We start from the raw sequence: 25,543 nt of genomic DNA, 5'->3' as shown, positions 1-25,543 counted from the left end.
GCACCGGGATGGGGCGGGCACGACGCGCACGCAAGATCGCACAGGCTGCCGCCTACGGCGGCGGTGTGGGCGTCGCGGGTCTCGGCGCCCTCGGTGCGCTCGGCTACGGCATCCTGCGGGTCGAGGCCATGATGGCGCGCCGCATCGTCGGGCAGCCCTTCGAGGGCGCGCCGTCCGACAGCGGCACCTACGGCTCCGGCTCCGGCAGCCCGGTGCAGTTCCTCGTGCTCGGCGACTCGACCGGTGTCGGGATGGGCGCCGACCACGCGCACCAGACGATCGGGGCCACGATCGCCCACGGCATCGCCGCCTTCAGCGGCCGACCGGTCGAGCTGACCAACGTCGCCGTCATCGGGGCCGAGTCCCCCGGCCTCGACGAGCAGCTCGAGCGAGCCCTGGCCGCCGTGCCCGAGCCGCACGTCGCCGTCATCATGATCGGCGCCAACGACGTCACCCACCGCATCGACACCTCCGTCGCCGTCCGTCACCTCGAGATGGCCGTGCGCGGCCTGCGCGAGGCCGGAGCCGAGGTCGTCGTCGGCACCTGCCCCGACCTCGGGGCCATCGAGCCGGTGCCCCAGCCCCTGCGGCTGCTCGCGCGCCGGTGGTCCCGGGACCTCGCCGCCGCGCAGACCGTCGCGGTCGTCGAGGCCGGCGGCCGCGCCGTGTCGATCGGCGACCTGCTGAGCGAGGCCTTCTCGGCCGAGCCGCACGTGATGTTCAGCAAGGACCGCTTCCACCCGAGCCCCGCCGGCTACGCCCGGGTCGCCGCGGCGCTGCTGCCGACCGTGAGCGCCGCCCTCGACCTCTTCGGCGAGCGCAGCACACCGACCGAGCCCAACCTGCGCCGCGGCGAGAGCGTCGGCCCCCTCGCCGTCGCGGCGACGAAGGCGGTCACGCAGCCCGGCACCGAGGTCGCGCCCGCCGAGGTCGGCGGCCAGTCCCGCGGCGCGCACGGACGCTGGGCGGTGCTGCTCCACCGCATCCGCCCGACCGTGCCGGCACCGGCCCTCCCGGCGAGCACGACACCCGCTCCAGCGGACGACGGCCCGGACGACGGGCGCCCGACGGACGACGCGGCATACGCCATCGTCGACCCGGAGCCCGCCCAGCCCGCCCAGCCCGTCGACACCGAGCCCGCCCCCTCCGAGGCCGCCGACGGCCCGACCGAGGACGCCGTCCTGCGCTGACACCCGCTGGACGCCGACGCCTGCGAGCCGGCCCCTGGCACGGCGAAGGGGCCGTCCGACGAGCGGACGGCCCCTTCGAGATGTGCTGGAGGTCAGCTGATCTTCATGATCTGGCTCGCCTCGGGCGCCTTGATGCCGAGGTCCTCGTTCCACTTGGAGAAGTCGAGCTGCCCCGGGCTGTCGGACGAGCCCGTGAAGCGCACGACCTCGGACTTGTCCTTGGAGACGTAGAGCGCGCCCTCGCTCTTGCCCTTCTTGTCGGTGAGGACCCAGCAGTCCACGCCGCCGACGTTCTCGCTGCCGACCTCGGTGGCGAGCTGCTCCGGGGTGACCGCACCGAAGGCCTTCTCGAGGAAGCTCTTGAGGCTCAGGCTCTCGGTCATCGACGCGGCCGAGGCCGGCGCCTGGATGAACTTGTCGCCCGCCTTCTGGACGGAGGCCGGCGCGTTCTGCTTCTTCCAGAACGTCGCGTCGCCCTGGATGTAGACGCCGTTGCCGACGGAGATGACGCGGGCCTTGCCGTCGCCCTCCATCTCGATGGCGATGTCGGCGGTCTTGCCGTCGCTCGTGCCCTTGAAGTCGATCTTGATGGTCTTGCCGGACTGGTCGACCTGGCCGACGAAGGCGCCCGACGTGGCGGCGAGCGCGTTGGTCTTGGCCTTCTCGAGGATGCTCGAGGCCTCGCTCGTGCTGCCGCTGTCGGTCGTGGTGGACGAGGTCGCGGCGGGCGCCGAGGTGCTCGACGAGCCGGCGCCCGTGGAGCTGCTGGTGCCGGTGGCGGGCGTGTCGGACTTCGAGCACGCGGCGGCGCCGAGGCTGATCGCGAGCGCGCCGGACACGGCGATGACGCGAGTCGTGAAGGTCTTCATGGTGGGCGAGCCCCCTGGTTGTCGGATGGTCAGGGGTGAGTGCCCGGACCCTGTCGGCGTGTGGGACGCCGACGATCCACCCTAACGGTCGTGCAGGTGGACCCCGTGGTCGTACCCGACCTGCGGGCCGCACCCTCGTCACACCCTCGTCACACCCCCCTGCACCGCTGTCGGGCCTCCGCAGCACCCCCGCCGCACCCCCAGCCCGCACTACCGTCGCGCGCCCGGAGAGACGCACGTCATGGCGGGCGGCCTGTCCAACGGGCGCGAGGACGTCCTACCATCGTGGGGACTGAGCAAGCGCTTAGTCGCCCGTCGCACCGCCGCGCGGGCCGTCGATGCTGCACCAGGAGATCCCCCGTGACCGAAGCCGTCATCGTCTCGACCGCCCGCTCGCCGTTCGGCCGCGCCTTCAAGGGCTCGCTCAAGGAGGTCCGCCCCGACGACCTCGCCGCCACGGTCATCCAGGCCGCGCTCGACAAGGTGCCCGCCCTCGACAAGCGCCTCGTCGAGGACCTCTACCTCGGCTGCGCCGAGCCGTCCGGCCGGCACGGCTCCAACATGGCGAAGGTCGTCGCCACGCTGCTCGACATGGACTCGACGCCTGCCGCGACGATCAACCGCTTCTGCGCCTCCTCGGCCCAGACGACGCGCATGGCCTTCCACGCGATCAAGGCCGGCGAGGGCGACATCTTCATCTCGGCCGGCGTCGAGTGCGTCTCGCAGTACACCGACTGGGCCGGTGCCGGCGGCGCCAAGGAGGACCAGCAGAACGGTCGCTTCGCCGAGGCCCAGGCCCGCACGAAGCGCATCGCCGAGACCAACGAGACGTGGACCGACCCCCGCGAGGAGGGCCTGCTGCCCGACATCTACATCGCGATGGGCCAGACGGCCGAGAACGTCGCGACGGCATACGGCATCTCGCGTGAGCGCCAGGACGAGTGGGGCGTCACGTCCCAGAACCGCGCCGAGGCCGCCATCGGCCGCGGCTTCTTCGACTGGGAGATCACGCCGGTCACGACACCCGACGGCACCGTCGTCAGCAAGGACGACGGACCGCGCGCCGGGGTGACGCTCGAGGCCGTGCAGGGCCTGAACCCCGTCTTCCGCCAGCAGGGCACCGTCACGGCCGGCAACTGCTGCCCGCTCAACGACGGCGCCGCGGCCCTCGTCATCATGAGCGACACCAAGGCCAAGGAGCTCGGCCTCGAGCCCCTCGCCCGGGTCGTCTCGACGGCCGCGACCGGCCTCTCCCCCGAGATCATGGGCCTCGGCCCGGTCGAGGCGACCAACCTCGCGCTCAAGCGCGCCGGCCTCTCGATCGGCGACATCGACCTCTACGAGATCAACGAGGCCTTCGCCGCCCAGGTCATCGGCTCGGCCGACCAGATCGGGATGGACTACGACAAGCTCAACGTCAACGGCGGCGCCATCGCCATCGGCCACCCGTTCGGCGCCACCGGAGCCCGCATCACCGGCACCCTCATCAACGCCCTCCGCGAGCGGGACGGCCAGTTCGGCCTCGAGACGATGTGCGTCGGCGGCGGCCAGGGCATGGCCGTCATCTTCGAGCGCCTCAGCTGAGGCTCGGACCCGCGCCAAGCACGTCGAGTGGGCACTTTCCTTCGCGGGGAAGTGCCCACTCGACGTGTGTGAGGGATGCGGCGGATGGAACGACCGATGGTCCTGCACCCGGTGGGGTGATCACCACACCGGATGCAGGACCATCGGCGCGATCATCCGCGAACGACACGTCGGGACGTGAGCCCTCGACCTAGAGGGAGCGGCGTATGCCGGCCAGGGCGTCCGCGACCAGGGCTGGGTCGGCGTCCGGCTCGGTCACGAACACGTCGTGCACCATCACCGCCAGCTGGTCCATGACGACGGCCGGACCGAGGTCAGGCACCGGCCGGGACCCGAGCCCGCGGGCACCCGCCACGCGGTCGGCGAGCGACTGCACGACGGCCCGGACGGACGGCATACACGAAAGCGCGTGGTCGAGCGGCAGCTGGTGCCACCGCTCGACCACGCGCCGGAGCTCGTCGGACACCTCGTGCGGGGTCGGCGAACCCGCGCGCGAAGGTGTCATCGGGCGTCAGTCGCGCAGGCGCGCGAAGAGTCGGACGAACTCGATGTAGAGCCAGACGATCGAGACGATCAGGCCGTGCGCGAGCAGCCACGAGTACTTCTTCGGGGCACCCACCTTGACGGCGTTGTCGATGGTGTCGAAGTCGATGGCCAGCGAGTACGACGCGAGACCGACACCGAGGATCGACAGGCCGATGCCGAGCATGCCGCTACCACCGAAGCCCCAGCCGTCTATGACGCCGGTCATGAGCAGCACGACCTGCAGCAGCGAGAAGAGGCCGTAGCCGACGATCGCGAAGAAGAACATGCGGCGGGTCTTGTCGTTGACCTTGACGAAGCCCGTCGCGTAGCCGACGTACATCGCGACGAAGACGCAGAGCGTCGCGAGGACGGCCATCTGCACGACGCCGTCGTACTGCGGGATCGACGCGATGTACTGGCTGAAGGCGCCAAGGAAGGCGCCCTGCAGCACGGCGTAGACCATGAGCAGCGGCACCGACACCTTCTTCATGAAGGCGATGACGAAGCCGAGGATCAGCGTGCCGAACATGCCGCCGAGCCAGAACGGCAGCGTCATGTCGGTGTTGGCGTCGGTCCAGAACCACGAGACGCCGGCGACGGCGACCGTGACGACGAACAGCGTGAGGCTCTTGACGACGACGTCGTCGACCGTGACGCGGCCGGTGTCGACCGGACCGGCGCTCTGGCGCGCGTACATCTCGTTGAGCTGCTGGGCCGTCATCGCGTCCTGGGTCGCGTAGCCCGTCGTCGCGGCCTGCGTGCCCTGCTGCGCCGGCTGCTGCGGACTGCCCTGGGGCGCACCGAAACCGGCGTAGCGCTCCTTCTCGATCTGCTTGTTGAGCCGGTCGAAGACCGGGTTTCCACCTGCCATGTGAGTGCGCTCCTAAAAGCACTGGGTGCCACGACCCGCGAATGGGCGTGACGACTGTCCCCAAGAGTAAGCGAACGCACCCCACCAGAAGGTTCCCGACCGCAACCTCTGCGCGCGCCGCGTCGTCCGGGAACCGACCGTCGGCACGGCATACTGAGGGCCGCGCCCCCGTGGCCCAATCGGCAGAGGCAGGCGACTTAAAATCGCCAACGGTGAGGGTTCGAGTCCCTCCGGGGGTACGAGACCGGCGTCGTTGGTCCGGGCACGGTTCGGTAACGGCCACGCCCACGCCTCGGCGGGTACGGCGGGCACCCACCCGCTCCGCCTAGACTGACCTTCGAGAACGAGGTCCAGGGGCCCCTCACGTGCTCCGTCATGGACTGTGACGCACCCTCCGGGTGCAACCCCTCAGACCACATGAAGGAGCAGCGGGTGCTGGAGCATCGTGTCGCCGAGGCGACGACGACCGCTACCGCGCGCACGCCCCTGCACCCGTCCTGGGAGCTCGACCCCCGCGTCGTGGAGTTCGGCCAGCGTCTCGCAGCGGCCCTGCGCCGCACGTGGGCCGACCCGATGGTCCGTCGTGGCACGCTCGGCACGACCCTCGTGGCCGCCGGCTCCATCAGCCCCGCCTTCCTGCCCGCCGACACCTTCGAGCTGCCGGCCTCGCCGCTCATCGAGCGCTTCGGCCTCGTGTGGCTCGGCTCCGGCGCGGGACGGGTGCTGACGACGATCCTGCTCGCCGTCGGCATGGCCATCCTCGTCGACGCCTGGCTGCGGATGCGCCCGGTGCACGGCCGCAAGGCACCCTCGATGGCCTGGCTGCTGTGGAGCCTGCCGATCATGCTCGCGCCGCCGCTCTTCAGCCGCGACGCCTACAGCTACGCCGCGCAGGGCCAGATCGTGCTGCGCAACATGGACCCGTACGCAGTGGGCCCGTTCTGGGTGCCGGGGCCGTTCGCCGACCAGGTCGACCCCATGTGGGTCGACACGCCCGCCCCCTACGGCCCGCTCGCACTCCAGGTGCAGCACCTCGTCGTCAGCATCTTCCCGGAGAACGCCTACGTCTCGGCCGTCGCCATGCGCGTGCCTGCGCTGCTCGCGGTCGGCCTGCTCGCCTACGCCCTCCCCCGCCTCGCCGAGCGCTACGGCGTGAGCGGCCGCCACGCGCTGTGGCTCGGCGTGCTCAACCCGCTCGTCATCATGCACTTCGTCGGCGGCGCCCACGGTGACGCCGTCATGGTCGCCCTCGTGACGCTCGCGCTCCTGCTCGGCAGCCGCGGTCAGTTCATCACGGCCGCCATGACGATCGCGGCCGCCGCCGCCTACAAGCAGACCGCGGTGCTCGCGCTCATCGGGATCGTGGGCATGGCGCTGCAGGCCCAGTCCGACCTCGCACCCGGTGCCTCCGCGCGCCTCAAGGCGATGGCGCGCCACGGCCTCGTCTACGGCGGCATCACCGCGGCCACCTTCACCGCGATCACGGCCGTCTCGGGCCTCGGCTGGGGCTGGATCCCCAACCTCTCCGTGCCGGTCTCGCTGCGCTCGATGCTCTCCCCGCCCACCTTCGTCGGCAGCGTCGTCGAGTGGCTGCTGCGCCTCGCCGGCATGCCCGAGAGCGTGACGTCGGCGCCGGTGCCGATCGCCCAGACCATCGGCCTCGTCGCCGGTCTCGTCGCCATCGCCTGGATCGCCTGGCGGGTGGCGCCCCGCAACCCCGTGCTCGCCACGGCCGGTGCGCTGCTCGCCCTGTGCGCCTCGGGCCCGGTCATCCACCCGTGGTACCTGCTGTGGGGCGGTCTGCTCCTCGCGGCCGTGCGCCTCTCGGCCAAGCACGTGCGCGCCGTCGTCTTCGTGACGCTCTTCTTCGTCACCTACGGCGTCGTCGACGCGACGGTCTCCAACGGCACGTGGGCGCTCGGCGTCTCGGCGGCGCTCTGGATGGCGGCACGGCTGCGCGCCAACCGCCGACGCGCGCACGAGCAGTCCGACCAGCCCGTCATGGCTGCCGCCCTGCCGCGTCGCTGACGACCGGCGACGGGCGACGGGCGACCGGCCCCAACCGTCAGGCGCGTCGTGCTGCGCTCAGCGCGATGCCGTCGAGGATGTCGTGCTCCGACGTGACGACCTCGGTGACGCCCGCGCGGTCGACGACCCGCTCGACGACCCGCCTCCACACCAGGGCGCCGGCGCCGATGACGTCGACCCGGCCCGGGTGCATGTAGGGCAGCTCGGCCCGCTGGGCGCGCGGCATGGCGAGGAGCTCGTCGCAGGCGACGACCATGTCCGCCGGCGCTGACCGGGCGAGGTGGATGCGCTCGGGGTCGTATGCCGTGAGGCGCAGCAGGTGCGCCGTGATCGTCGTGACGCTACCGGCGAGACCGACGAGCGTCGCCACCCCGTCGATCGGCACGGCGGACTCGGCGACGTCGAGAGCCGCGTCGATGTCGCGCGTGGCGGCGCCGATCTGCTCGTCGGTGGGCGGGTCGCCGACGAGGTGGCGCTCCGTCATGCGCACGCAGCCGATGTCGACCGAACGGGCGGCCTCGACGTGGTCGGCGCCCCGGACGAGCTCGGTGGAGCCACCGCCGAGGTCGACGACGAGGTACGGACCGGAGACGCCCTGGGCGGCCAGCCCGCCCGTCGCCCCCGCGAACGAGAGCGCGGCCTCCTCGTCGCCGGACACGACCTCGGGCGACACCTCGGCGCCGTAGTGCTCGGCGAAGGCGGCGCGCACGCCGTCGATGAACTCGGCGGCGTTGCTCGCGTCGCGCGAGGCAGAGGTGGCGACGAAGCGCACGCGGGTGGCGCCCAGCTCACGGCACGCCGCGGCATACTCCCGCGTCATGGCGAGGGTGCGCTCCATCGACTCGGGGGCGATGACGCCGGTGCGGTCGACGCCGTGACCGAGGCGCACGATCTCCATCCGGCGGCGCACGTCGGTCAGTGCCCCGGTGGTGGGGTCGACGTCGGCGACGAGCAGGCGGATCGAGTTGGTGCCGCAGTCGATCGCGCCGACGCGGACGGTCGCGCCCTCGGCGCCCGTGGTGTCACTCATCGCCGGCCTCCCGGGCAGCACCTGCGGCAGCATCCTCGGCGGCGTGCAGGGCGGCGCACGACGTGGGCCGCCACCAGTCGCCCAGCATCACGAGCGCCTCGTCACCGAGGGGGTTGACCCCGGGGCCGGCGGCCAGCGAGTGCCCGACGAGCACGTGGAGGCACTTGACGCGGGTGGGCATGCCGCCCGCCGAGACGCCTTCGATCTCGGGCACGTCGCCGAGCTCGGCCCGCCGCGCGAGGTAGTGCCCGTGCGCCGCGGCGTAGGCGGCAGCGAGCTCCTCGTCGCGCCCGAGCCGCTCGGTCATCTCCTTCATGACGCCGGCCGTCTCGAGGGTGCTCACCGCCCCGGTGAGGCGGGGGCACGTGGCGTAGTACGTCGTCGGGAAGGGCGTGCCGTCGGGCAGGCGGGGCTCGGTGCGCAGCACGTCGGGCTCGCCGCACGGGCAGCGGTGCGCCACGGCGGCGACCCCGCGCGGACGCCGTCCGAGCTGGCGCTCGACGGCGTCGAGGTCGGCCGTCTCGACGGGCGGCAGGGACGGACGTGCGGGGTTGCTCACGCGGTGCTCACTTCTGGTCGGTCGGGACGGACCGCGGTCACTTGGTGCGCGTGACCCCGGCCGTGGGTCGGTCGGCGATCTGGACCGACTGCCACACCTTGCCGTACCACGGCGAGGCGGCGTTGGCCAGGGGTGCGGCCACGACAGGGCGCGCGGGCGCGGGAGTGCTCGCGCGGTCCGCAGCGGGGTCGATGACCGTGTAGGCGCGGTCGCCGACGCGGACGAACTTGAGGCGCTCGCGCGCCTGGACCTCGATGTAGGCGGGGTCCTTCCACAGGGCGGCCTCGTGCTCGAGCTGCTGCACGCTCTGGCGCTGCTCGGCGACCTTGTCCGCCAGAGCGGCCGTGTCGCCGCGCTGCTGCACGAGCGAGCGCAGCGTCGGCACGATGGTCACGGCGAGCATGACGACGATGCCGAGCAGGATCGCGCCCCGCACCCACGCCGTCGAGGCCGAGGGGGGGGTGGTCTGGGGAGTGCGCGGCCGCGCCGCGAGGGCCGGCCGCTCCTTGCCGGCTCCCGGGCGGCTCGCGCGGGCGGCACCGGGGCGCGACTGTCCCGGGCGGGTCGCCGACGAGCGCCCGGCCGTGGCGCGGGTGCCCGAGCGGCCGGACGGGGCGCGCGCTGCGGACGTCGAGGCGCCCTGCGACCCGGACTTCGAGATCGGGCGAGCTGCGGCCGGCCGCGCGCCACCGCCCGAGCGGCCCGCGGATGACGGGCGGCCCGGGCGGGACGGCGTGCGGTCGGCCACGGGGTCAGCCCTCGGCGCCGAAGCGGCTTGCGTCGAAGCGCGGGAAGGCGCCCGTGCCGGCGTAGACCGCGGCGTCGTCGAGCTCCTCCTCGATGCGCAGCAGCTGGTTGTACTTCGCGACGCGCTCGGACCGGGCCGGGGCGCCGGTCTTGATCTGGCCGCAGTTGGTCGCGACGGCGAGGTCGGCGATGGTGACGTCCTCGGTCTCGCCCGAGCGGTGGCTCATCATGCAGCGGTAGCCGTTGGTCTGGGCCAGGGTCACGGCGTCGAGCGTCTCGGTGAGCGTGCCGATCTGGTTGACCTTGACGAGCAGCGCGTTGGCGGTGCCGGTCGAGATGCCGCGGCCGAGGCGCTCGGGGTTGGTGACGAAGAGGTCGTCGCCGACGATCTGCACCTTGTCGCCGAGGAGCTCGGTCATGGACTTCCAGCCGTCCCAGTCCTCCTCGTTGAGGGGGTCCTCGATGGAGACGAGCGGGTAGGCCTCGACGAGCTCGGCGTAGTAGGCGACCATCTCGTCGGCCGACTTGCTGGCGCCCTCGAAGGCGTAGGACCCGTCCTCGAAGAACTCGGACGCCGCGACGTCGAGGGCGAGGGCGATGTCGCGACCGGGCTCGTAGCCGGCGGCCTTGATCGCCTCGAGGATGAGGTCGAGCGCGGCGCGGTTGGACTCGAGGTTGGGGGCGAAGCCGCCCTCGTCGCCGAGACCGGTGGCGAGGCCGCGCTCGCTCAGGACCTTCTTGAGGGCGTGGTAGACCTCGGCGCCCCAGCGGACGGCCTCGCGGAACGTCGGCGCACCGACGGGGGCGATCATGAACTCCTGGATGTCGACGTTGGAGTCGGCGTGCGACCCACCGTTGAGGATGTTCATCATCGGGACGGGCAGCACGTGGGCGTTGGGTCCGCCGACGTAGCGGAAGAGCGGGAGCCCGGCCGACTCGGCCGCCGCGTGCGCGACGGCGAGCGAGACGCCGAGGATGGCGTTGGCGCCGAGGTTCTCCTTGTTCGCGGATCCGTCGAGCGCCATCATCTCGGCGTCGATGAGGCGCTGCTCGCTCGCGTCGAAGCCGACGAGGCGCGGGTTGATCTCCTCGATGACCGCGTCGACGGCCTGCTCGACGCCCTTGCCGAGGTAGCGGCCCTTGTCGCCGTCGCGGCGCTCGGAGGCCTCGAAGGCCCCGGTGGAGGCGCCGGACGGGACGGCCGCACGGGCGAACGTGCCGTCGTCGAGACGGATCTCGACCTCGACGGTGGGGTTGCCGCGCGAGTCCAGGATCTCGCGGGCGCCAATCTCCTCAATGCTGGCCACTTGGCTCTCCTGTGCTGGTGCTGCTCTGGGGTGGTCTGGGGTGCTGACGGGTCGGGTCAGGTTGCTGGGACGAGCGTAGCCCGTGCGGTCCGCACCCCGACGGAGCGACCCGGCATACGGGCACGTGGAATGCCAAGCGGCACAGACCGGTACGTACCGGACAGCGGGACAAAAGCACCCCTTCCAGTGCAAAGTTTTTTACTTTTTCCTTACCAAAGCCTGACCGTTTCCGGGCATACTCACAACTAGCCATCCGGGGGGGTGGAGCTGGTCGTAATAGGGCACCAGTGGGTGCCGGGGGCGGGGTATCAACATGGGTCAACCCATGCGCGAGTCGGGGGTTGTTCTTCTAGATGTGAGTGCGCGTCCCGTGACGCAGCCACTGAGTGAGAGGAGTCGGGGGCAGCGGCTGCTGCAGCTGGGGATCGCAGGTGGGGACCTGCTCCTCATCACGGCAGCGACGGCACTGGCCGCCGTGGGGCGCACGAGTCTCGACGTCTTCGACGTCGCGAACGACGTCAACCAGGTCGCCCAGTCGGTCGGCCTGTGGATCGTGGCCGCGTGGATGGTCGCCAACCTGGCGCTCGGGACCTACACGAGCAGCCACCTCGGCGTCGGCACCATCGAGTACGCCCGCGTGCTCAGCGCCGCAGGACTCACGGCCGGTGCCATCGGCATCCTCAGCTACCTGACGAAGTTCAACCTCTCGCGAGGCTTCTTCGTGCTGATCTTCGCCATCGGCGTGCCGCTCGTGCTGCTCTGGCGCTGGTACGCCCGCCGTCTCGTGCACCGCGCCCACGCCCACGGCCACCTGGTGACGCGGGTGCTCATCTCCGGCTCGGCCTCGCACGTCGACGACGTCGCCGCCGTGCTCGAGCGCGAGACGTGGCTCGGCTACCGCATCGTCGGCGCGCTGACGCCCTCGTCGCAGCCGACCCCCGCGACACCCCGCGGCGTCCCTGTCGTCGGCACGACGGCCGAGACGGCCGAGTCCGTGCTCGCCGAGAAGGCCGACATGGTCGTCTTCACCGAGGGCGCCTTCCCGTCGGCCGTCGACTTCCGGCGCATCGCCTGGGACCTCGAGGGCCACCACGTGCAGATGGCGGTCGTCCCGAGCCTCAGCGACATCAGCTCGGGCCGGATGGCGATGCGCCCGGTCGGCGGGCTGCCGCTCGTGCACGTCGAGCAGCCGCAGAGCCTCGGCGCCTCCCGCGGTCTCAAGCGCGCCTTCGACTTCGTCGGCGCCACGCTGCTGCTCGCGATCGCCACGCCGATCGTGATCGTCTTCGCGATCGCCACGAAGCTGCAGGACGGCGGCCCGGTGCTCTTCCGCCAGACCCGCGTGGGTCGCGACGGCGAGCTCTTCGAGTGCCTCAAGTTCCGCAGCATGGTGGTCGACGCCGAGGCGCGGCTCTCCGGGGTGACGCACCTCAACCAGAACGCCGACGGCGTGCTCTTCAAGGCCCAGAGCGACCCCAGGATCACCCGGGTCGGGGCGTTCATGCGGCGCTTCTCCATCGACGAGCTGCCCCAGCTGATCAACGTCGTCAACGGCGACATGAGCCTCGTGGGCCCGCGGCCCGCCCTGCCCGCCGAGGTGCGTCGCTACGTGCCCGACGTCCAGCGACGGCTTCACGTGCGCCCCGGCATGACCGGCCTGTGGCAGGTCTCCGGCCGCAGCGACCTCTCGTGGGACGACACCGTGCGCCTCGACCTCTACTACGTCGACAACTGGTCGATCGTGCAGGACCTGTCGATCATGGCCAAGACGATCCACGCGGTCGTGCGCTCGCGCGGGGCCTACTGACTCTCCGACCCGAGGGCGTATGCCGTCCGGCGCGCTCAGTCGCCGGAGCGCGCTCCCCCACTCGCCTCGCTGGCGGCCTCGAGCCGACGCAGGGTGTCCCGGAGGGCCGCTTCGGCGTCGACGCCCTCGGCGCGGGCGCGACGCACGAGGTCGAGCAGCTGGGCGCCGAGGTCACCGGCGGCGACCGCCTCGTCGACGAGCTCGTCGCGCCCCGAGCGCTGCAGGCGCGAGACGTACTTCTCGGCCCGGGCCAGGGCCGGGAGCGAGACCGGCACCCCCTCGAGCGGGTGGGTCCGGTGCTGCTTCTCGGCGGCCTTGATCGACTCCCAGTTGGCCTCGACGGCGTCGGCGGTCTCGGCCTCGACGTCGGAGAAGACGTGCGGGTGGCGCCGGACCAGCTTGTCGACCAGTCCCCCGGCGACGTCGTCGATGTCGAACGGATCGCTCGGGTGCTCCTCGGCGACGCGGGACTGGAAGGCGATCTGCAGCAGCAGGTCGCCGAGCTCCTCCTGCATGTGGGCCGGGTCGCCGCTCTCGATCGCCTCGATGGCCTCGTGGGCCTCCTCGAGCAGGTAGGGCACGAGCGAGGCGTGGGTCTGATCCGCGTCCCAGGGGCACCCGCCGGGCGAGCGCAGGCGGTCCATGACGGCCACGACGTCGAGCAGGCGCGCGCCGGGCACGTCGAACGAGCCGATGAGCAGCTCGACGTCTGGCGGCTCGGGCAGCCGGGTCACCTCGACGGCGATCGCGTCGCTGAGGCCGGGGTCGCCGTCGGACGAGCCGACCCACACGACGTCGCCCGTCTCCGAGGCCGCGACGAGGTCGCGCGCGAGGTCGGCAGGATGCCCGTCCTCGCGGGGCCGGACCTCGATCCCCGCCTCGACCAGAGCGGCCGTCTGCGGCTCGTCGGGACGCCCCCACACGGCATACGCCGCCTCCAGGCTGCGCCACGCCTCCCGCGTGAGCAGCCCCGGGGCGACGCGAGGGGTCGTGACGAGCAGGACGACGCGGGTAGTCACGACGAGGGTGGCAGGACTACTGAGCGGGCGTCGCGGCCGGGGCGGGGTTGGCGCCGGCCTTGACCCAGTTGGGGGTCTGCTGACCGAGGGTGAAGTAGACCGGGCCCTGGTCGGACGGGACGATCGCGCCGTACTTCGGGTTGACGCTGATGTCGGCTTGTCTGAGGTCGGCGCGGTAGGCGGCGACGTCGGCCGGCGTCATCTTCTGCGACTGGATGAGGGCGACCGCCTCGACGAACTCCTTCGTCGTGTCGGTGGCGCCGGGGATCGAGGAGATGACCGAGGCGTAGGTCTCGTCGGGCTTCCAGCTGCCGGAGGAGGCGACGGCGTCCTTGAGCAGCGGCGCCGCGACGAGCGCGGTGACGACGATGTTCTCGGCGAAGTCGAGCTTGGCCGCCTTGAGCTGGTCGAACGTCTCGCGGACGTCGGACTCGTGGATGACCGTGCCGTTGACCACGGCGGCGGCCTGCTGGCGCGTCTCGAAACCGCACCCGCCGAGCAGCGACGCGGCACCGAGAGCCACGATGCCGACGACGGCCACGCGCTTCGCGGGTTGAGCAGACCAAGCCTTCACGAAATTCCTCCTCTGGCGGATGCGTCTGACATCCTACGGTGCTCCCACGGCAGACCTGGCCGCGCCTGACGATGCGGACGATGCGGCGGCGATGTCGTCGAGCAGGACCGCCTGGATCAGCTGCCGCGCCCACGTCAGCACCTCGACGTCGCGCAGCGGCTTGCCGCCGACGCGGGCCGTCATCGGCGCCGGCACGAGGATCGTGCCGAGCGCCTCCTTGACGAGCGTGCCCGGGTAGAGGCGCATGAGCCGCAGCTGCTGGCTCTCGCGCAGCTCCTTGACCGGGCCGAAGCGCACGACCTTGCCCTGGACGCCGATGTCGCCGATGCGCGCGGCCCGGGCCACGACCCGGAGCCGGGCGACCTCGAGGAGGTTCTCGACCGGCTTGGGCGGGGCGCCGTAGCGGTCTCGCAGCTCGGCCTCGATCTCGTCGACCGCCTCGAAGGTCTCGACGGTCGCGAGCTTCTTGTACGCCTCGAGCCGCAGCCGCTCCCCCGGCACGTAGTCGTGGGGCAGGTGGGCGTCGACGGGCAGCTCGATCTTGATCTCGGCCGGGACGTCGACGGAGTCGCCGCGGAAGTCGGCGACGGCCTCGCCGATGAGCCGGACGTAGAGGTCGAAGCCGACACCCTGGATGTGGCCGGACTGCTCGCCGCCGAGCAGGTTGCCGGCGCCGCGGATCTCGAGGTCCTTCATGGCGACGGCCATGCCGGAGCCGAGGTCGGTGTTGCTCGCGATGGTGCGCAGGCGGTCGTGCGCCGTCTCGGTCATCGGCTTCTCGGGCGGGTAGAGGAAGTAGGCGTAGGCCCGCTCGCGGCCGCGACCGACCCGGCCGCGCAGCTGGTGCAGCTGGGACAGGCCGAGGACGTCGGAGCGCTCGACGATGAGGGTGTTGGCGTTGGAGATGTCGAGCCCGGTCTCGACGATCGTCGTGCAGACGAGCACGTCGAAGCGCTTCTCCCAGAAGTCCTCGACGACCTGCTCGAGCCGGTGCTCGCCCATCTGGCCGTGCGCCGTGGCGATGCGGGCCTCGGGCACGAGCTCGCGCAGGCGCGCCGCGGCCTTCTCGATGCTGTTCACCTTGTTGTGGACGAAGAAGACCTGCCCCTCGCGGAGCAGCTCACGCCGCACCGCGGCCGTGATCTGCTTCTCGTCGTAGGCGCCGACGAAGGTGAGGACCGGGTGACGCTCCTCGGGCGGTGTTGCGAGAGTGGACATCTCGCGGATGCCGGTGACGGCCATCTCGAGCGTGCGCGGGATCGGCGTGGCCGACATCGACAGCACGTCGACGGCCGTGCGCATCGTCTTGAGGAGCTCCTTGTGCTCGACGCCGAAGCGCTGCTCCTCATCGATGATGACGAGGCCGAGGTCCTTGAACTTCGCGTCCTTGGCGAGCAGCCGGTGGGTGCCGATGACGAGGTCGATGCTGCCGTCGGCCATCCCTGCCATGACCTCCTTGGCCTCCTTGTCGCTCTGGAAGCGCGAGAGGGAGGCGACCTTGACCGGGAACTGCGCGTAGCGCTCGGCGAACGTCTGCTGGTGCTGGCTGACCAGCAGGGTCGTCGGCACGAGCACCGCGACCTGCTTGCCGTCCTGGATGGCCTTGAAGGCTGCCCGGACCGCGATCTCGGTCTTGCCGTAGCCGACGTCGCCGCAGATGAGCCGGTCCATCGGGACCTGCTTCTCCATGTCGGCCTTGACCTCGTCGATGCTGATCAGCTGGTCGGGCGTCTCGACGTAGCCGAAGGCGTCCTCGAGCTCACGCTGCCACGGGGTGTCGGGTGCGAACGCGTGCCCCTTGGTGGCCTGCCGAGCGCTGTAGAGGCGGATGAGGTCGGCCGCGATCTGCTTGACGTAGCGCTTGGCCCGCGACTTCGTCTTGGTCCAGTCGGAGCCGCCCATCTTGTTGAGCGTGGGCTCCTCGCCGCCGACGTACTTGGTCACCTGGTCGAGCTGGTCGGTGGGCACGAACAGACGGTCACCCGGTTGGCCGCGCTTGCCCGGGGCGTACTCGATGACGAGGTACTCGCGGGTGGCGCCGGCGACGGTGCGCTGCATCATCTCGACGAAGCGGCCGACGCCGTGCTGCTCGTGGACGACGTGGTCGCCGGGCCGCAGCTGGAGGGGGTCGACCTGGTTGCGGCGGCGTGACGGCATGCGCCGCATGTCCTTGGTGGACGTGCCGCTGCCGGGCTGGCCGGTCAGGTCGGTCTCGGTGAGCACCTCGACGCGCGCGCCCTCGTGGACGAAGCCGCGCCCCAGCGGGGCGGTCGTGACGTGCACGGTGCCGGCCTCGAGGGAGTCGTCGCGCGAGGTGTCGAGGGCCCCCACGGGGACCTCGTGCTCGCGCAGCACCTCGGCGACGCGCTTGGCGAGGCCGGGCCCCTCGGTGACGACGGCGACGGCCCAGCCGTCGCGGACGCGCTCGCGCAGGTGCGCGACCGCGCGGTCGGTGTCGCCGCGGAAGGTGTCGGGGTCTGTGGTGCGCACGGCGAGCCGCTGGTCGACGTCGTCGTCCTCGATGACGAGGTCGGCGTCGGCCACGAAGGGCGTCAGCGTCCACCAGGCGCGACCGGAGGACTCGGCGAGGGCCCGCACGTCGGCGAGCGACCAGTAGGAGGCGCTGCCGAGCAGGGACTGCAGGTCGACGGGGACCTCGTTGCCGGCGGCGGCGTTGGCCCAGCTCGCCTCGAGGAACTCCTCGCTCGTGGCGACGAGGTCGTGGGCGCGGCGACGGACGCGCTCGGGGTCGGCGACCAGCAGGATCGAGCGCGGCGGCAGGACGTCGAGGAGCGACTCCATGCCGTCCACGAGCGCCGGCGCGAGGGACTCCATGCCCTCGACGGCGATGCCCTCGGCGACCTTGGAGAGCATCTCGGAGACGCCGGGCAGCTGGTCGGCGAGGGCACGGGCCCGGGCCCTCACGTCGTCGGTGAGCAGCAGCTCGCGGCACGGTGGCGCCCCCAGGCCGTGGTCGGCGATCTCGAGGGACCGCTGGTCGGCGACCTTGAACCAGCGGACCTCCTCGACGGTGTCGCCCCAGAACTCGATGCGCACCGGGTGCTCCTCGGTGGGCGGGAAGACGTCGAGGATGCCGCCCCGCACGGCGAACTCGCCGCGCCGCTCGACGAGGTCGGTGCGGGTGTACGCGGCCGCAGCCAGCGCGTCGACGACGTCCTCGAGGGGGCGTTCGTCGCCCGCGCGCAGCGCGACGGGCACGAGGTCGCCGAGGCCCTTGGTCAGCGGCTGCAGGACGGCGCGGACGGGCGCCACGACCACCGAGAAGGGGCCGTATGCCGGGTCGTCCGGGTCGGGGTGAGCGACCCTTCGCAGGACGGCAAGTCGCCGACCCACGGTGTCGCTGCGTGGGGAGAGCCGCTCGTGCGGCAACGTCTCCCAGGACGGGAAGACGGCGATGCGCTCGTCGGCCAGGAACAGGCTCAGCGCGCTCGCGAGGTCCTCGGCCTCACGCGTCGTCGCGGTGACGACGACGACGGGGGCAGGCTCGGACGCGGCATCGGGGCCGACGGCCTGTGCCTGCTGGGCCAGGGCAGCGACGAGGAACGGGCGCGAGCCGTCGCTCGCGGACACGTCGACGAGGCGGGCCCTCCCGACCTGGTCGAGGACGTGACGGACATCGGGGAGCGCCCGGAAGGCGGACAGCAGTGGGTGCGGCATCAGTCGTCCAGTCTAGGTCGGTGCGACGACAGCGCGGGACGGGGTGCGCCGTCGTCAGCGGGGGGCGTGGAAGCGCTGCTGGGCGTCGAGCAGGCCCACCTCGATGAGTGCCTCGACCGCGTCGGCACCCTCGTCGAGCAGGAACGGCAGGACGTCGGTGCGCTCGGCCTTGGAGAAGTCCTTGAGGACGAAGTCCGCCGGGTCCTGGCGCCCGGGCGGACGGCCGATGCCGAGGCGCACGCGGAGGTAGTCGCGCGTGCCGATCGAGCGGGAGATGGAGCGCAGGCCGTTGTGGCCGCCCTCACCGCCGCCCAGCTTGAGCCGGACGAGGCCGGCGTCGATGTCGAGCTCGTCATGGAGCACGACGATGCGCTCGGGCGGGACGTCGTAGTACTTCGAGAGGCCGGCGACGGCGGAGCCGGACTCGTTCATGAACATCGACGGCACGGCCAGGACGACCTTGGGTCCGCCGACGCGCAGTCGCGTCTCGGCGACACGCGCCCGGGCACCCTTGTGCGCCTTGAAGGTGGCGCGGCCACCCACGGCGCGACCGGCGATCTCGTCGACGGTCATCGCTCCGACGTTGTGCCGGTTGCCGGCGTAGCCGGGTCCCGGGTTGCCGAGCCCGACGACGAGCCAGGTGTCCATGCGGGTCCCTCGATCGGTGGTCAGCGGCCGTGGCCGTGGAAGGTGGTCAGGTCGTGGTGCGGGCACGGGCCCCGCCGAGCCGGAGCTCGGACGGGACCCGTGGACGCGTGGTCATGCTGTTGCGGCGCGATGGGCGCCGCGACGTGGGGACGAGGCTCAGGCCTCGTCGCCCTCGGCCTTGGCCTCGTTGCCCTCGGCAGCCTCGCCCTCGGCGGCCTCGGCGGCCTCCTCGTCGGACTCCTCGCGCTCGATGCCGGCCTCGGCCTCGGCCTCGGCGAGCTCGGCCTCGAGGGCCTCGGCCGAGATGGCCTGCGTGACGTTGACGACGAGAGCCTCCTCGTCGGTGACGAGCGTCGCGCCCTCGGGCAGCTCGACGGCGCCGGCGAGGATCTGCGTGCCGGCCTCGAGGCCCTCGACCGAGACGACGACGTTCTCGGGGATGTTCGTGGCGAGCGCCTCGACCTGCAGCGTGTTGTGGTCGAGCGTGACGACGGTCTCGGGAGCGGCCTCGCCCTCGAGGTGCACGGCGACGTCGACGACGACCTTCTCGCCCTTGCGGACGACGACGAGGTCGACGTGGTCGATGACCGGCTTGATCGGGTCGCGCTGGACGTCCTTGGCGAGCGCGAGCTGCTCGTCGCCGTCGATGACGATCGTGAGGAGGGCGTTGGCCTGCTTGAGCGCCATCATCGTGTCGTGGCCGGGCAGCGAGATGTGCACGGGGTCGGTGCCGTGGCCGTACATGACGGCGGGGATGTTGCCGGCGCGGCGGATCTTGCGGGCGGCGCCCTTGCCGAAGTCGGTGCGCTTCTCGGCGACGAGCTTGGTGTTGTCGGACACGGGGATCTCCTGGGTATCTCGGATGAGGCGGTCTCTCGGTGGTCGGCCTCGACGCGGGACGACGCGCGGTGATCGGCAGTGACGGAGCAGGTCGCTGAGGTGGTCCGCACGCAGAGGCGAACCCGACCGTGAAGAGCTTCCACGTCAGGCCACCGCGTCGATCACGGACCCCGGCACGCCCTGCCGTGGCAGCCGTGCACCGTCCCTCGCCGAGGCAACTGCTCGATCTTACGGGACTGCGGCCCAAGGCACGAAATCCCGTCCACTGGCCCACCCGACTCCCACCCGACTCCCGCTCGGGTCCAGCTGCGTGCCCGCTCCGTCCCCGCTCAGGGTGCGGTCGCGCCGTGCCGCAGCACGAACGCGTCGCCGGTCGTGCCGTCGCTGCGCACGAACGTCGCCCGCAGGTCGCCCGCTGTGGCCAGCACGTCGAGGTAGCCGTAGGGGTCCGGCGTGCTGCCCGCACCCGCGCTGGCTGCGAAGTACCCGGCCTCGGGGTCGGTGGCCCTGACCGGTGACGGCAGCCCGCCGCCGGTGCCGACCCCGACGAGGACGGTGCCCGCCCCGGCGGCGAGCGAGGTGCCGCGGTCGACGACGCACCCGGGCAGGTAGGACCCGATCGCGATGCGGGTGCAGGCGCTCCCCTCGGCGAGCTGGGCCGTGCGCTGGTAGAGGTGCTCGTGGCCGGACAGCACGAGGTCGACGCGCTTGGCCACGAGCAGGTGCAGCAGGTCGGGGCCGATGTCGCAGGAGTACTTCCCGAGAGAGAGGCACGGCTTGTGCATGCCGACGACGACCCACGGGATCTTCGCGGCGCGCGCGCCGTCGATGGCGCGCTCGGTCCACGCGTAGTGCTCCGAGCCCGCCGAGTAGTCCCACGTGCCGTCGGGGAACGTCAGGGCCGGCGAGACCAGGACGACCCGGACGACCGGGTCCGGCTGCGGGAGGTCGACGTAGTACTCGCGGCCGTACTGGCCGACGAGCCCGGGGAGGCGGTTGGGGAGGCAGGCGGTGAAGGCGCCGATGGAGCCGTTCTCGCCGTTGCTCTCGTGGTTGCCGGAGAGGAGCTCGAAGGGCAGGCCCGGCCGGGTCCGGGCGGTGACGAAGTCGCACCACGCCTGCTCCTGCCCGGGCTTGCCGTAGGAGAGGTCGCCCAGGGCGAGGTGCGCGTCCTGGCCGACGCGGGCGAGGGCCGTCAGGACGCGGCCCGAGGCGACGGGGTCGGCGCCGTAGTCGCCCGCGGCCGTGAGGTGCACGGTCCCGGGCGTCCCGGGCGTCCCGGGGGTCCCCGGCGTCCCCGGCGAGCCCGTCGGGGACGGCGTCGCGACGGGCGGTTCGGGGGTGGCGGTCGACGTGACGCATCCCGCGAGGAGGACGGCAGCCAGGGCGATGGCCGCCCGCGGGCGCCAGCTCATGGGTGCAGCCTAGGCGGGACTCACGGGATGGGGCAGGGCTGGGTGAGCGGCGTCTCCTCGCCCGCCGCCCCACCGCCTCGCGCCTCGTCGGCGCGGACGGCCACGAGGCCCCCGACGATGAGCACTCCGCCGAGGAGCTGGACCGTCGTGGGCAGCTCGGCGAGCACGAGCCAGGCGAAGAGCACGGCGAAGAGCACCTCGGTCAGGGCCACGAACGAGGCGACCTTGGCGCCGAGCATGCGCACGGCGGCGATGCCGGTGACGTAGGCGAAGGCAGCGGCCACGAGGGCGATGACGAGGACCGGTACCCACCAGTCGACGACGACCCCGCCGAGCGGCACGCGGCCGGCACCCCGGCTCATGTCGAGGACGCCGACGAGGCCGGCCAGGCCGAGGGACGCCGCGCCGACGGCGAGGCCTCCTCCGGCGAGGGCGAGCGGCGGCACGTCGTCGTCGACGTGGTCGGCGAGCAGGAAGTAGAGCACGAGGCAGACGGCGGCGCCGAGACCCCAGAGGACGCCGACGGGGCTGACGCTGGCGCCGCCACCGAGGACGTCGAGCACGAGCAGCAGACCAGCCACGGCGAGGGCCACGCCGATGACGGTGAGGCGGCGGGGCGCCTGCCGGTGTCGCAGCCAGAGCCAGCCGACGATGAGCACCGGCGCGAGGTACTCGAGCAGCAGGGCCACACCGACCGACAGGTGGGTGACGGCGTTGAAGTAGGCGAGCTGGCAGCCGGCGACCCCGGTCAGGCCGTAGCCGACGACGACCCAGGCGTTGCGTCGCAGCGCCGGCCAGCGGCCGCGCAGCGACCACAGCGCGGGCCCGAGCAGGACGACGGCGGCGAGGGTGATGCGCATCGTCACGACGGCCCCCGGCGACCAGCCGCCGACGAGCAGGGACTTGCCGAAGGCGCCCGAGGTGGCGAAGGCGGCGGCCGACACGAGCGCCACGCCCAGCCCCACGAGCGGGTGCCGGACCGGACGGCGGGGACGGTCAGGGCGGTCAGGGCGGTCAGGGCGGTCAGGGCGGTCAGGGCGGTCAGGGCGGTCAGGGCGGTCAGGGCGGTCAGGGCGCCCTGTCGACGGCACGCTCCGAGCCGTGGACCCGACCGCTGATGCTGCGTCGACCTCGACCCGTTCCGTCATGACCGTCCTCGTCGCTCCCCGCCGACGGTGCCGTGGCCCGCCTGCCGGATGTCATCAGCAAAACTCATTAGACTCATGACAGTAGCGATCGTCGCCGTCAGGAGTCAACATGCTTTTCACCCATGACACCGACATGGCGCTGGCGGCGGCCGCCGCCCTCGTCAACACGATGCCGGGCTCCGTGCCCGGTGACGACGCGCCCGACCGGCTGACGAGCCTCGAGCAGCTCGACGAGCTCTACCGCGAGCAGGGGTGGACCGGGCGCTTCGACCGAGACGCCGCCGAGCTCGAGGCGGTGCGCGCCCTGCGTCCACGCCTCCGGGGCTTCTGGGACCACGACGAGGCCGGCGTCGTCGCGCTCGTCAACGAGCTGCTCGCCGAGGCCCGCGCCGTCCCGCAGCTCGTCGACCACGACGACGTCGGCTGGCACGTCCACGCCACCCCCGACGACGCGCCCCTCCCCCGCCGCATGGCCGTCGAGGCCGCGATCGCCGTCATCGACGTCGTGCGCGCCGGCGAGCTCGCCCGCCTGCGGGTGTGCGAGGCGGCCGACTGCGACGACGTCGTCGTCGACCTCTCGCGCAACCGTTCCCGCCGCTTCTGCGAGGGGGGCTGCGCGGCCCGCGCCCACACCGCCGCCTACCGCGCCCGCCGCGCCGCGCGCGTCTGAGCACCCCAGCACGCACCGAGGGCGTATGCCGTCGGGAGGGTCCCGACGGCATACGCCCACCCCGTGAAGCGAAGTCAGCCGACCGGGTCGTTCGGGGGCACTCGGGGCGCATGCGGAACCCAGCCACGCGCGTCTTCAGGGGGGTGCACGGGGGGCGAAGCCCCCGTGGGTCAGGCCTTGCCGTCGAAGAGGCTCGTGACCGAGCCGTCCTCGAAGACCTCGCGGATCGCCATCGAGACGAGCGGCGCGATCGAGAGGACCTCGAGCTTGTCGAAGCGGCGGTCGTCGGGGATCGGGAGGGTGTTGGTCACGATGACCTCCTCGACCTTGCAGGCCTTGAGGCGGTCGACGGCCGGGCCCGAGAGGATCGCGTGCGTGGCGGCGATGATGACGCCCGCGGCGCCTTGGTCCATGAGGGCGTCGGCCGCCTTGGTGATGGTGCCCGCCGTGTCGATCATGTCGTCGACGAGGACGCAGACGCGGCCCTTGATCTCACCGACGACGCGGTTGGCGACGACCTCGTTGGGCCGGTTGATGTCGCGCGTCTTGTGGATGAAGGCCAGCGGGGCGCCGCCGAGGCGCGAGCTCCAGTCCTCGGCGACCTTGATGCGGCCGGCGTCGGGCGAGACGACGGCGAGGTCGAGGTGGCCATACTTCTTGCCGACGTAGTCCGCGAGGATCGGCATCGCCATGAGGTGGTCGACCGGGCCGTCGAAGAAGCCCTGGATCTGCGCGGTGTGCAGGTCGATCGCCATGAGCCGGTTGGCGCCGGCCGTCTTGAACAGGTCGGCCATGAGGCGGGCCGAGATCGGCTCGCGACCACGGTGCTTCTTGTCCTGTCGCGCATAGCCGTAGAAGGGGAGTACGACGGTGATGCTGTTGGCTGACGCCCGCTTGAGCGCGTCGATCATGATGAGCTGCTCCATGATCCACTCGTTGATCGGAGCGGTGTGGCTCTGGATGACGAAGGCGTCCGAGCCGCGCACCGACTCCTCGTAGCGCACGTAGATCTCGCCGTTGGCGAAGTCGTAGGCCGAGGTCGGCACGAGATCGGTGCCCAGCGCTTTCGCGACCTCCTGGGCGAGCTGCGGGTGCGCCCGGCCGGAGAAGACCATGAGGTGCTTCTCGGTCGTCTTGTTGATGCCGCTCATCGTCGGGCGTCCTTCGTCTCGGTGGTCGGCTGGCCCTGTGTGGTCTCGGTGCTCTCGCTCGACGTGGCCGCCTGCGCGGCCTGCGCCGTCCGTGCTGCGTCGTCGGTCTTCGTGCCGGCGCGGCGGCGGGCGACCCAGCCGTCGACGTTGCGCTGCTGGGCTCGGGTCACGGCGAGCTGGCCCGGACCGACGTCGCTGACGACGGCTGAGCCCGCTGCGACGTAGGCGCCGTCGGCGATGGTGCGCGGGGCGACGATGACCGAGTTGCTCCCGACGAAGCTGTGCGCGCCGACGTTGGTGTGTCCCTTGGTGACGCCGTCGTAGTTGGCGAAGATCGTGCCGGCGCCGATGTTGGCGCCCTCACCGATCGTCGCGTCGCCGCAGTACGTCAGGTGAGGCACCTTGGCGCCGGCGCCGATGTCGGCGTTCTTCGTCTCGACGAAGCCGCCGATCTTGCCCTGGGCGCCGAGCCGGGTGCCGGGGCGCAGGTAGGAGAAGGGGCCGACGCTGGCTCCGGGGCCGATCTCGGCCAGCTCGGCCTGGGTGCGTACGACGCTCGCGCCGTCGCCGACCTCGACGTCGGTCAGAGTCGTGTCGGGTCCGATGACGCAGTCGCGGCCGATGGTGCTGGCGCCGAGGATCTGCGTGCCGGGACGCACGACCGTGTCCGGACCGATCGTCACGTCGGCGTCGAGCCACGTCGTGGCCGGGTCGATGACGATGGCACCGTCGCGCATGGCCTGCTCGACGGTGCGGCGGTTGAGCTCGGCACCGAGGCGGGCCAGCTGGACCTTGTCGTTGACGCCCTCGGTCTGCCACAGGTCGGCGACGAGATGGGCGCGGACGGCGAGTCCCCGACCACGCGCGATCGCGACGACGTCGGTGAGGTACTTCTCGCCCTGGGCGTTGTCGGTGCCCACCTCGGACAGGGCCTCGCGCAGCACGGCGGCGTCGAACGCGTACAACCCGCTGTTGACCTCACGGATCGCGCGCTGCTGCTCGTCGGCGTCCTTCTGCTCGACGATGCCCGCGACGGAGCCCTCCGCGTCACGGATGACCCGGCCGTAGCCCGTCGGGTCCTCGAGCGTCGCGGTGATGACGGTGACGGCGTTGCCCGCCGCGTGGTGCGCGGCGACGAGCCCCTCGAGCGTCTCGCTCGTCAGCAGCGGCACGTCGCCGTAGGTCACGACGACGGTGCCGTCGAGGCCTGCGGGGAGGGCCTCGAGCGCGCACTCGACGGCGCGCCCGGTGCCCTTGACGTCGTCCTGGTCGGCGACGACCGCCTCGGGGTCGACCTGCCGCACGTGCTCGGCGACGCGGTCGCGCTCGTGGCGCACGACGACGGCGAGGTGCTGCGGGCTCGTGCCCCGGGCCGCCCGGATCGCGTGGGCCACGAGACTGCGACCCCCGATCGTGTGGAGGACCTTGGGGGTCGTGGACTTCATGCGTGTGCCCTCACCGGCGGCGAGGACGATCACGGCGGTCGGCCGTAGATCGCTCACAGGGCGCAGCTCCTTTTTGGATCGGGGTGCACTCGGGTGCGTACGACCCCGGCCCACGAGGGCGCCGGGGTGCGCCTCGGCCATGCTACTCGTGGGGAGGAAGGGCGCCGCCCCGGCCACGGGCGCGCCGTGACCCCACTCACATCCGTCCTCGTCACCCGTGCGGTCACCGACTGCGTATGCCGTGGGGCGGGGACCACCCGGCCCTGCACTAACCTGTGGTCGTCCCGGCCCGCCGGGACGTTCCCCGGTTGGTCTGTCGGCAGGGCCCGCCTGACTTTGAATCAGGACAAGCGACGCAGGTTCGACTCCTGCCCGGGGAGCAGGACCGCCCGCGCATGCACCAGACTGTGCGAGTGACTGCCGACCGAGCCGACCGCT

General features: G+C 72.1%; 21 protein-coding genes and 2 tRNA genes. 7 read left to right on the top strand and 16 right to left on the bottom strand.

The genetic code is table 11. The features are described from left to right. Positions 1 to 8: 8 nt before the first annotated feature. Positions 9 to 1,190 carry an SGNH/GDSL hydrolase family protein gene (locus IEY30_RS12370; RefSeq protein ID WP_052358460.1) on the top strand — a complete coding sequence of 394 codons (1,182 nt, stop codon included), beginning with the start codon at positions 9 to 11 and terminating at the stop codon, positions 1,188 to 1,190. 92 nt (positions 1,191 to 1,282) lie between these two features. Here IEY30_RS12370 and IEY30_RS12365 read toward each other — a convergent pair whose 3' ends face one another. Next, complete coding sequence (locus IEY30_RS12365) at positions 1,283 to 2,059, bottom strand: hypothetical protein (RefSeq protein WP_030196439.1); 777 nt, start codon at positions 2,057 to 2,059, stop codon at positions 1,283 to 1,285. Positions 2,060 to 2,419: 360 nt separating this feature from the next. Between IEY30_RS12365 and IEY30_RS12360 the strand changes: the two genes are divergently transcribed. After that, a complete protein-coding gene (locus IEY30_RS12360; protein WP_188960136.1) occupies positions 2,420 to 3,643 on the top strand; it encodes an acetyl-CoA C-acetyltransferase in 1,224 nt (407 codons plus the stop codon). A gap of 190 nt (positions 3,644 to 3,833) precedes the next feature. On the opposite strand, the gene IEY30_RS12355 is transcribed toward IEY30_RS12360, so the two are convergent. Both IEY30_RS12355 and IEY30_RS12350 read right to left on the bottom strand, forming a co-directional pair. Beyond that, on the bottom strand, positions 3,834 to 4,109 hold the full coding sequence (locus IEY30_RS12355) for a hypothetical protein (RefSeq protein ID WP_229674970.1): 276 nt from the start codon (positions 4,107 to 4,109) through the stop codon (positions 3,834 to 3,836). Between the two features lie 45 nt (positions 4,110 to 4,154). Beyond that, positions 4,155 to 5,039: a Bax inhibitor-1/YccA family protein gene (locus IEY30_RS12350; protein WP_030196428.1), complete on the bottom strand. Its 885-nt coding sequence runs from the start codon at positions 5,037 to 5,039 to the stop codon at positions 4,155 to 4,157. 164 nt (positions 5,040 to 5,203) lie between these two features. On the opposite strand from IEY30_RS12350, the gene IEY30_RS12345 reads away from it, so the two are divergent. After that, positions 5,204 to 5,278 (top strand) — tRNA-Leu (locus tag IEY30_RS12345). 193 nt (positions 5,279 to 5,471) lie between these two features. Next, entirely contained in the window at positions 5,472 to 7,067 is a 1,596-nt protein-coding gene (gene mptB / locus IEY30_RS12340) for a polyprenol phosphomannose-dependent alpha 1,6 mannosyltransferase MptB (RefSeq protein WP_030196424.1), read from the top strand. 37 nt (positions 7,068 to 7,104) lie between these two features. Here the strand turns inward: mptB and IEY30_RS12335 are convergent, their stop codons facing one another. The 4 genes from IEY30_RS12335 to eno are packed head-to-tail and all read right to left on the bottom strand — an operon-like array spanning position 7,105 to position 10,710. Then, positions 7,105 to 8,097, bottom strand: a complete 993-nt coding sequence (locus IEY30_RS12335; RefSeq protein ID WP_030196421.1) for a Ppx/GppA phosphatase family protein — start codon at positions 8,095 to 8,097, stop codon at positions 7,105 to 7,107. Then, the gene (locus IEY30_RS12330) at positions 8,090 to 8,656 is read right to left on the bottom strand and encodes a DUF501 domain-containing protein (protein WP_043416500.1); all 567 of its coding nucleotides are present in this window, start codon (positions 8,654 to 8,656) and stop codon (positions 8,090 to 8,092) included. The genes IEY30_RS12335 and IEY30_RS12330 overlap by 8 nt, the downstream gene beginning before the upstream one ends. Before the next feature lie 37 nt (positions 8,657 to 8,693). Then, entirely contained in the window at positions 8,694 to 9,404 is a 711-nt protein-coding gene (locus tag IEY30_RS12325) for an FtsB family cell division protein (RefSeq protein WP_030196414.1), read from the bottom strand. A gap of 4 nt (positions 9,405 to 9,408) precedes the next feature. After that, entirely contained in the window at positions 9,409 to 10,710 is a 1,302-nt protein-coding gene (gene eno, locus IEY30_RS12320; protein ID WP_030196412.1) for a phosphopyruvate hydratase, read from the bottom strand. A 370-nt stretch (positions 10,711 to 11,080) separates the two neighbouring features. Between eno and IEY30_RS12315 the strand changes: the two genes are divergently transcribed. Next, on the top strand, positions 11,081 to 12,517 hold the full coding sequence (locus IEY30_RS12315; protein ID WP_030196407.1) for a sugar transferase: 1,437 nt from the start codon (positions 11,081 to 11,083) through the stop codon (positions 12,515 to 12,517). A 35-nt stretch (positions 12,518 to 12,552) separates the two neighbouring features. Here the strand turns inward: IEY30_RS12315 and IEY30_RS12310 are convergent, their stop codons facing one another. The 7 genes from IEY30_RS12310 to IEY30_RS12280 all read right to left on the bottom strand — a co-directional run bounded on the left by IEY30_RS12310 (position 12,553) and on the right by IEY30_RS12280 (position 21,644). Beyond that, a complete protein-coding gene (locus tag IEY30_RS12310) occupies positions 12,553 to 13,536 on the bottom strand; it encodes a nucleoside triphosphate pyrophosphohydrolase (RefSeq protein ID WP_030196403.1) in 984 nt (327 codons plus the stop codon). Positions 13,537 to 13,552: 16 nt separating this feature from the next. Further along, entirely contained in the window at positions 13,553 to 14,110 is a 558-nt protein-coding gene (locus IEY30_RS12305) for a hypothetical protein (protein ID WP_229674969.1), read from the bottom strand. Between the two features lie 33 nt (positions 14,111 to 14,143). Beyond that, complete coding sequence (gene mfd / locus IEY30_RS12300; protein WP_030196398.1) at positions 14,144 to 17,788, bottom strand: transcription-repair coupling factor; 3,645 nt, start codon at positions 17,786 to 17,788, stop codon at positions 14,144 to 14,146. 54 nt (positions 17,789 to 17,842) lie between these two features. Next, on the bottom strand, positions 17,843 to 18,436 hold the full coding sequence (gene pth, locus IEY30_RS12295) for an aminoacyl-tRNA hydrolase (RefSeq protein WP_030196397.1): 594 nt from the start codon (positions 18,434 to 18,436) through the stop codon (positions 17,843 to 17,845). Positions 18,437 to 18,592: 156 nt separating this feature from the next. Next, positions 18,593 to 19,276, bottom strand: coding sequence for a 50S ribosomal protein L25/general stress protein Ctc (locus IEY30_RS12290; RefSeq protein WP_030196396.1), 684 nt, complete (start codon positions 19,274 to 19,276; stop codon positions 18,593 to 18,595). Between the two features lie 329 nt (positions 19,277 to 19,605). Then, on the bottom strand, positions 19,606 to 20,691 hold the full coding sequence (locus tag IEY30_RS12285) for a metallophosphoesterase (protein WP_052358431.1): 1,086 nt from the start codon (positions 20,689 to 20,691) through the stop codon (positions 19,606 to 19,608). A 20-nt stretch (positions 20,692 to 20,711) separates the two neighbouring features. Next, positions 20,712 to 21,644 (bottom strand): EamA family transporter, encoded by a 933-nt coding sequence (locus IEY30_RS12280; protein WP_229674968.1) that lies wholly within the window; start codon positions 21,642 to 21,644, stop codon positions 20,712 to 20,714. A gap of 304 nt (positions 21,645 to 21,948) precedes the next feature. Between IEY30_RS12280 and IEY30_RS12275 the strand changes: the two genes are divergently transcribed. Next, entirely contained in the window at positions 21,949 to 22,509 is a 561-nt protein-coding gene (locus IEY30_RS12275; RefSeq protein ID WP_030196381.1) for a CGNR zinc finger domain-containing protein, read from the top strand. Positions 22,510 to 22,679: 170 nt separating this feature from the next. Here the strand turns inward: IEY30_RS12275 and IEY30_RS12270 are convergent, their stop codons facing one another. After that, on the bottom strand, positions 22,680 to 23,660 hold the full coding sequence (locus IEY30_RS12270; protein WP_030196377.1) for a ribose-phosphate diphosphokinase: 981 nt from the start codon (positions 23,658 to 23,660) through the stop codon (positions 22,680 to 22,682). Next, entirely contained in the window at positions 23,657 to 25,162 is a 1,506-nt protein-coding gene (gene glmU, locus IEY30_RS12265; protein ID WP_030196374.1) for a bifunctional UDP-N-acetylglucosamine diphosphorylase/glucosamine-1-phosphate N-acetyltransferase GlmU, read from the bottom strand. The genes IEY30_RS12270 and glmU overlap by 4 nt, the downstream gene beginning before the upstream one ends. A 244-nt stretch (positions 25,163 to 25,406) precedes the next feature. Between glmU and IEY30_RS12260 the strand changes: the two genes are divergently transcribed. Continuing rightward, positions 25,407 to 25,485 (top strand) — tRNA-Gln (locus IEY30_RS12260). Positions 25,486 to 25,543 lie beyond the last annotated feature (58 nt).

This window comes from Terrabacter tumescens (assembly GCF_014646815.1).
GTDB lineage: Bacteria > Actinomycetota > Actinomycetes > Actinomycetales > Dermatophilaceae > Terrabacter > Terrabacter tumescens.
Note: the sequence above shows the minus strand (reverse complement) of the source record. Positions and strands in the feature narration are given on the sequence as shown.

Excerpts from the sequence above, each read along its gene's own strand:
- IEY30_RS12270 (WP_030196377.1), bottom strand. The coding sequence starts at position 23,660 with ATGAGCGGCATCAACAAGACGACCGAGAAGCACCTCATGGTCTTCTCC.
- pth (WP_030196397.1), bottom strand. The coding sequence starts at position 18,436 with ATGGACACCTGGCTCGTCGTCGGGCTCGGCAACCCGGGACCCGGCTAC.
- IEY30_RS12335 (WP_030196421.1), bottom strand. The coding sequence starts at position 8,097 with ATGAGTGACACCACGGGCGCCGAGGGCGCGACCGTCCGCGTCGGCGCG.
- mfd (WP_030196398.1), bottom strand. The coding sequence starts at position 17,788 with ATGCCGCACCCACTGCTGTCCGCCTTCCGGGCGCTCCCCGATGTCCGT.
- IEY30_RS12370 (WP_052358460.1), top strand. The coding sequence starts at position 9 with ATGGGGCGGGCACGACGCGCACGCAAGATCGCACAGGCTGCCGCCTAC.
- IEY30_RS12285 (WP_052358431.1), bottom strand. The coding sequence starts at position 20,691 with ATGAGCTGGCGCCCGCGGGCGGCCATCGCCCTGGCTGCCGTCCTCCTC.
- IEY30_RS12350 (WP_030196428.1), bottom strand. The coding sequence starts at position 5,039 with ATGGCAGGTGGAAACCCGGTCTTCGACCGGCTCAACAAGCAGATCGAG.
- IEY30_RS12275 (WP_030196381.1), top strand. The coding sequence starts at position 21,949 with ATGCTTTTCACCCATGACACCGACATGGCGCTGGCGGCGGCCGCCGCC.
- IEY30_RS12365 (WP_030196439.1), bottom strand. The coding sequence starts at position 2,059 with ATGAAGACCTTCACGACTCGCGTCATCGCCGTGTCCGGCGCGCTCGCG.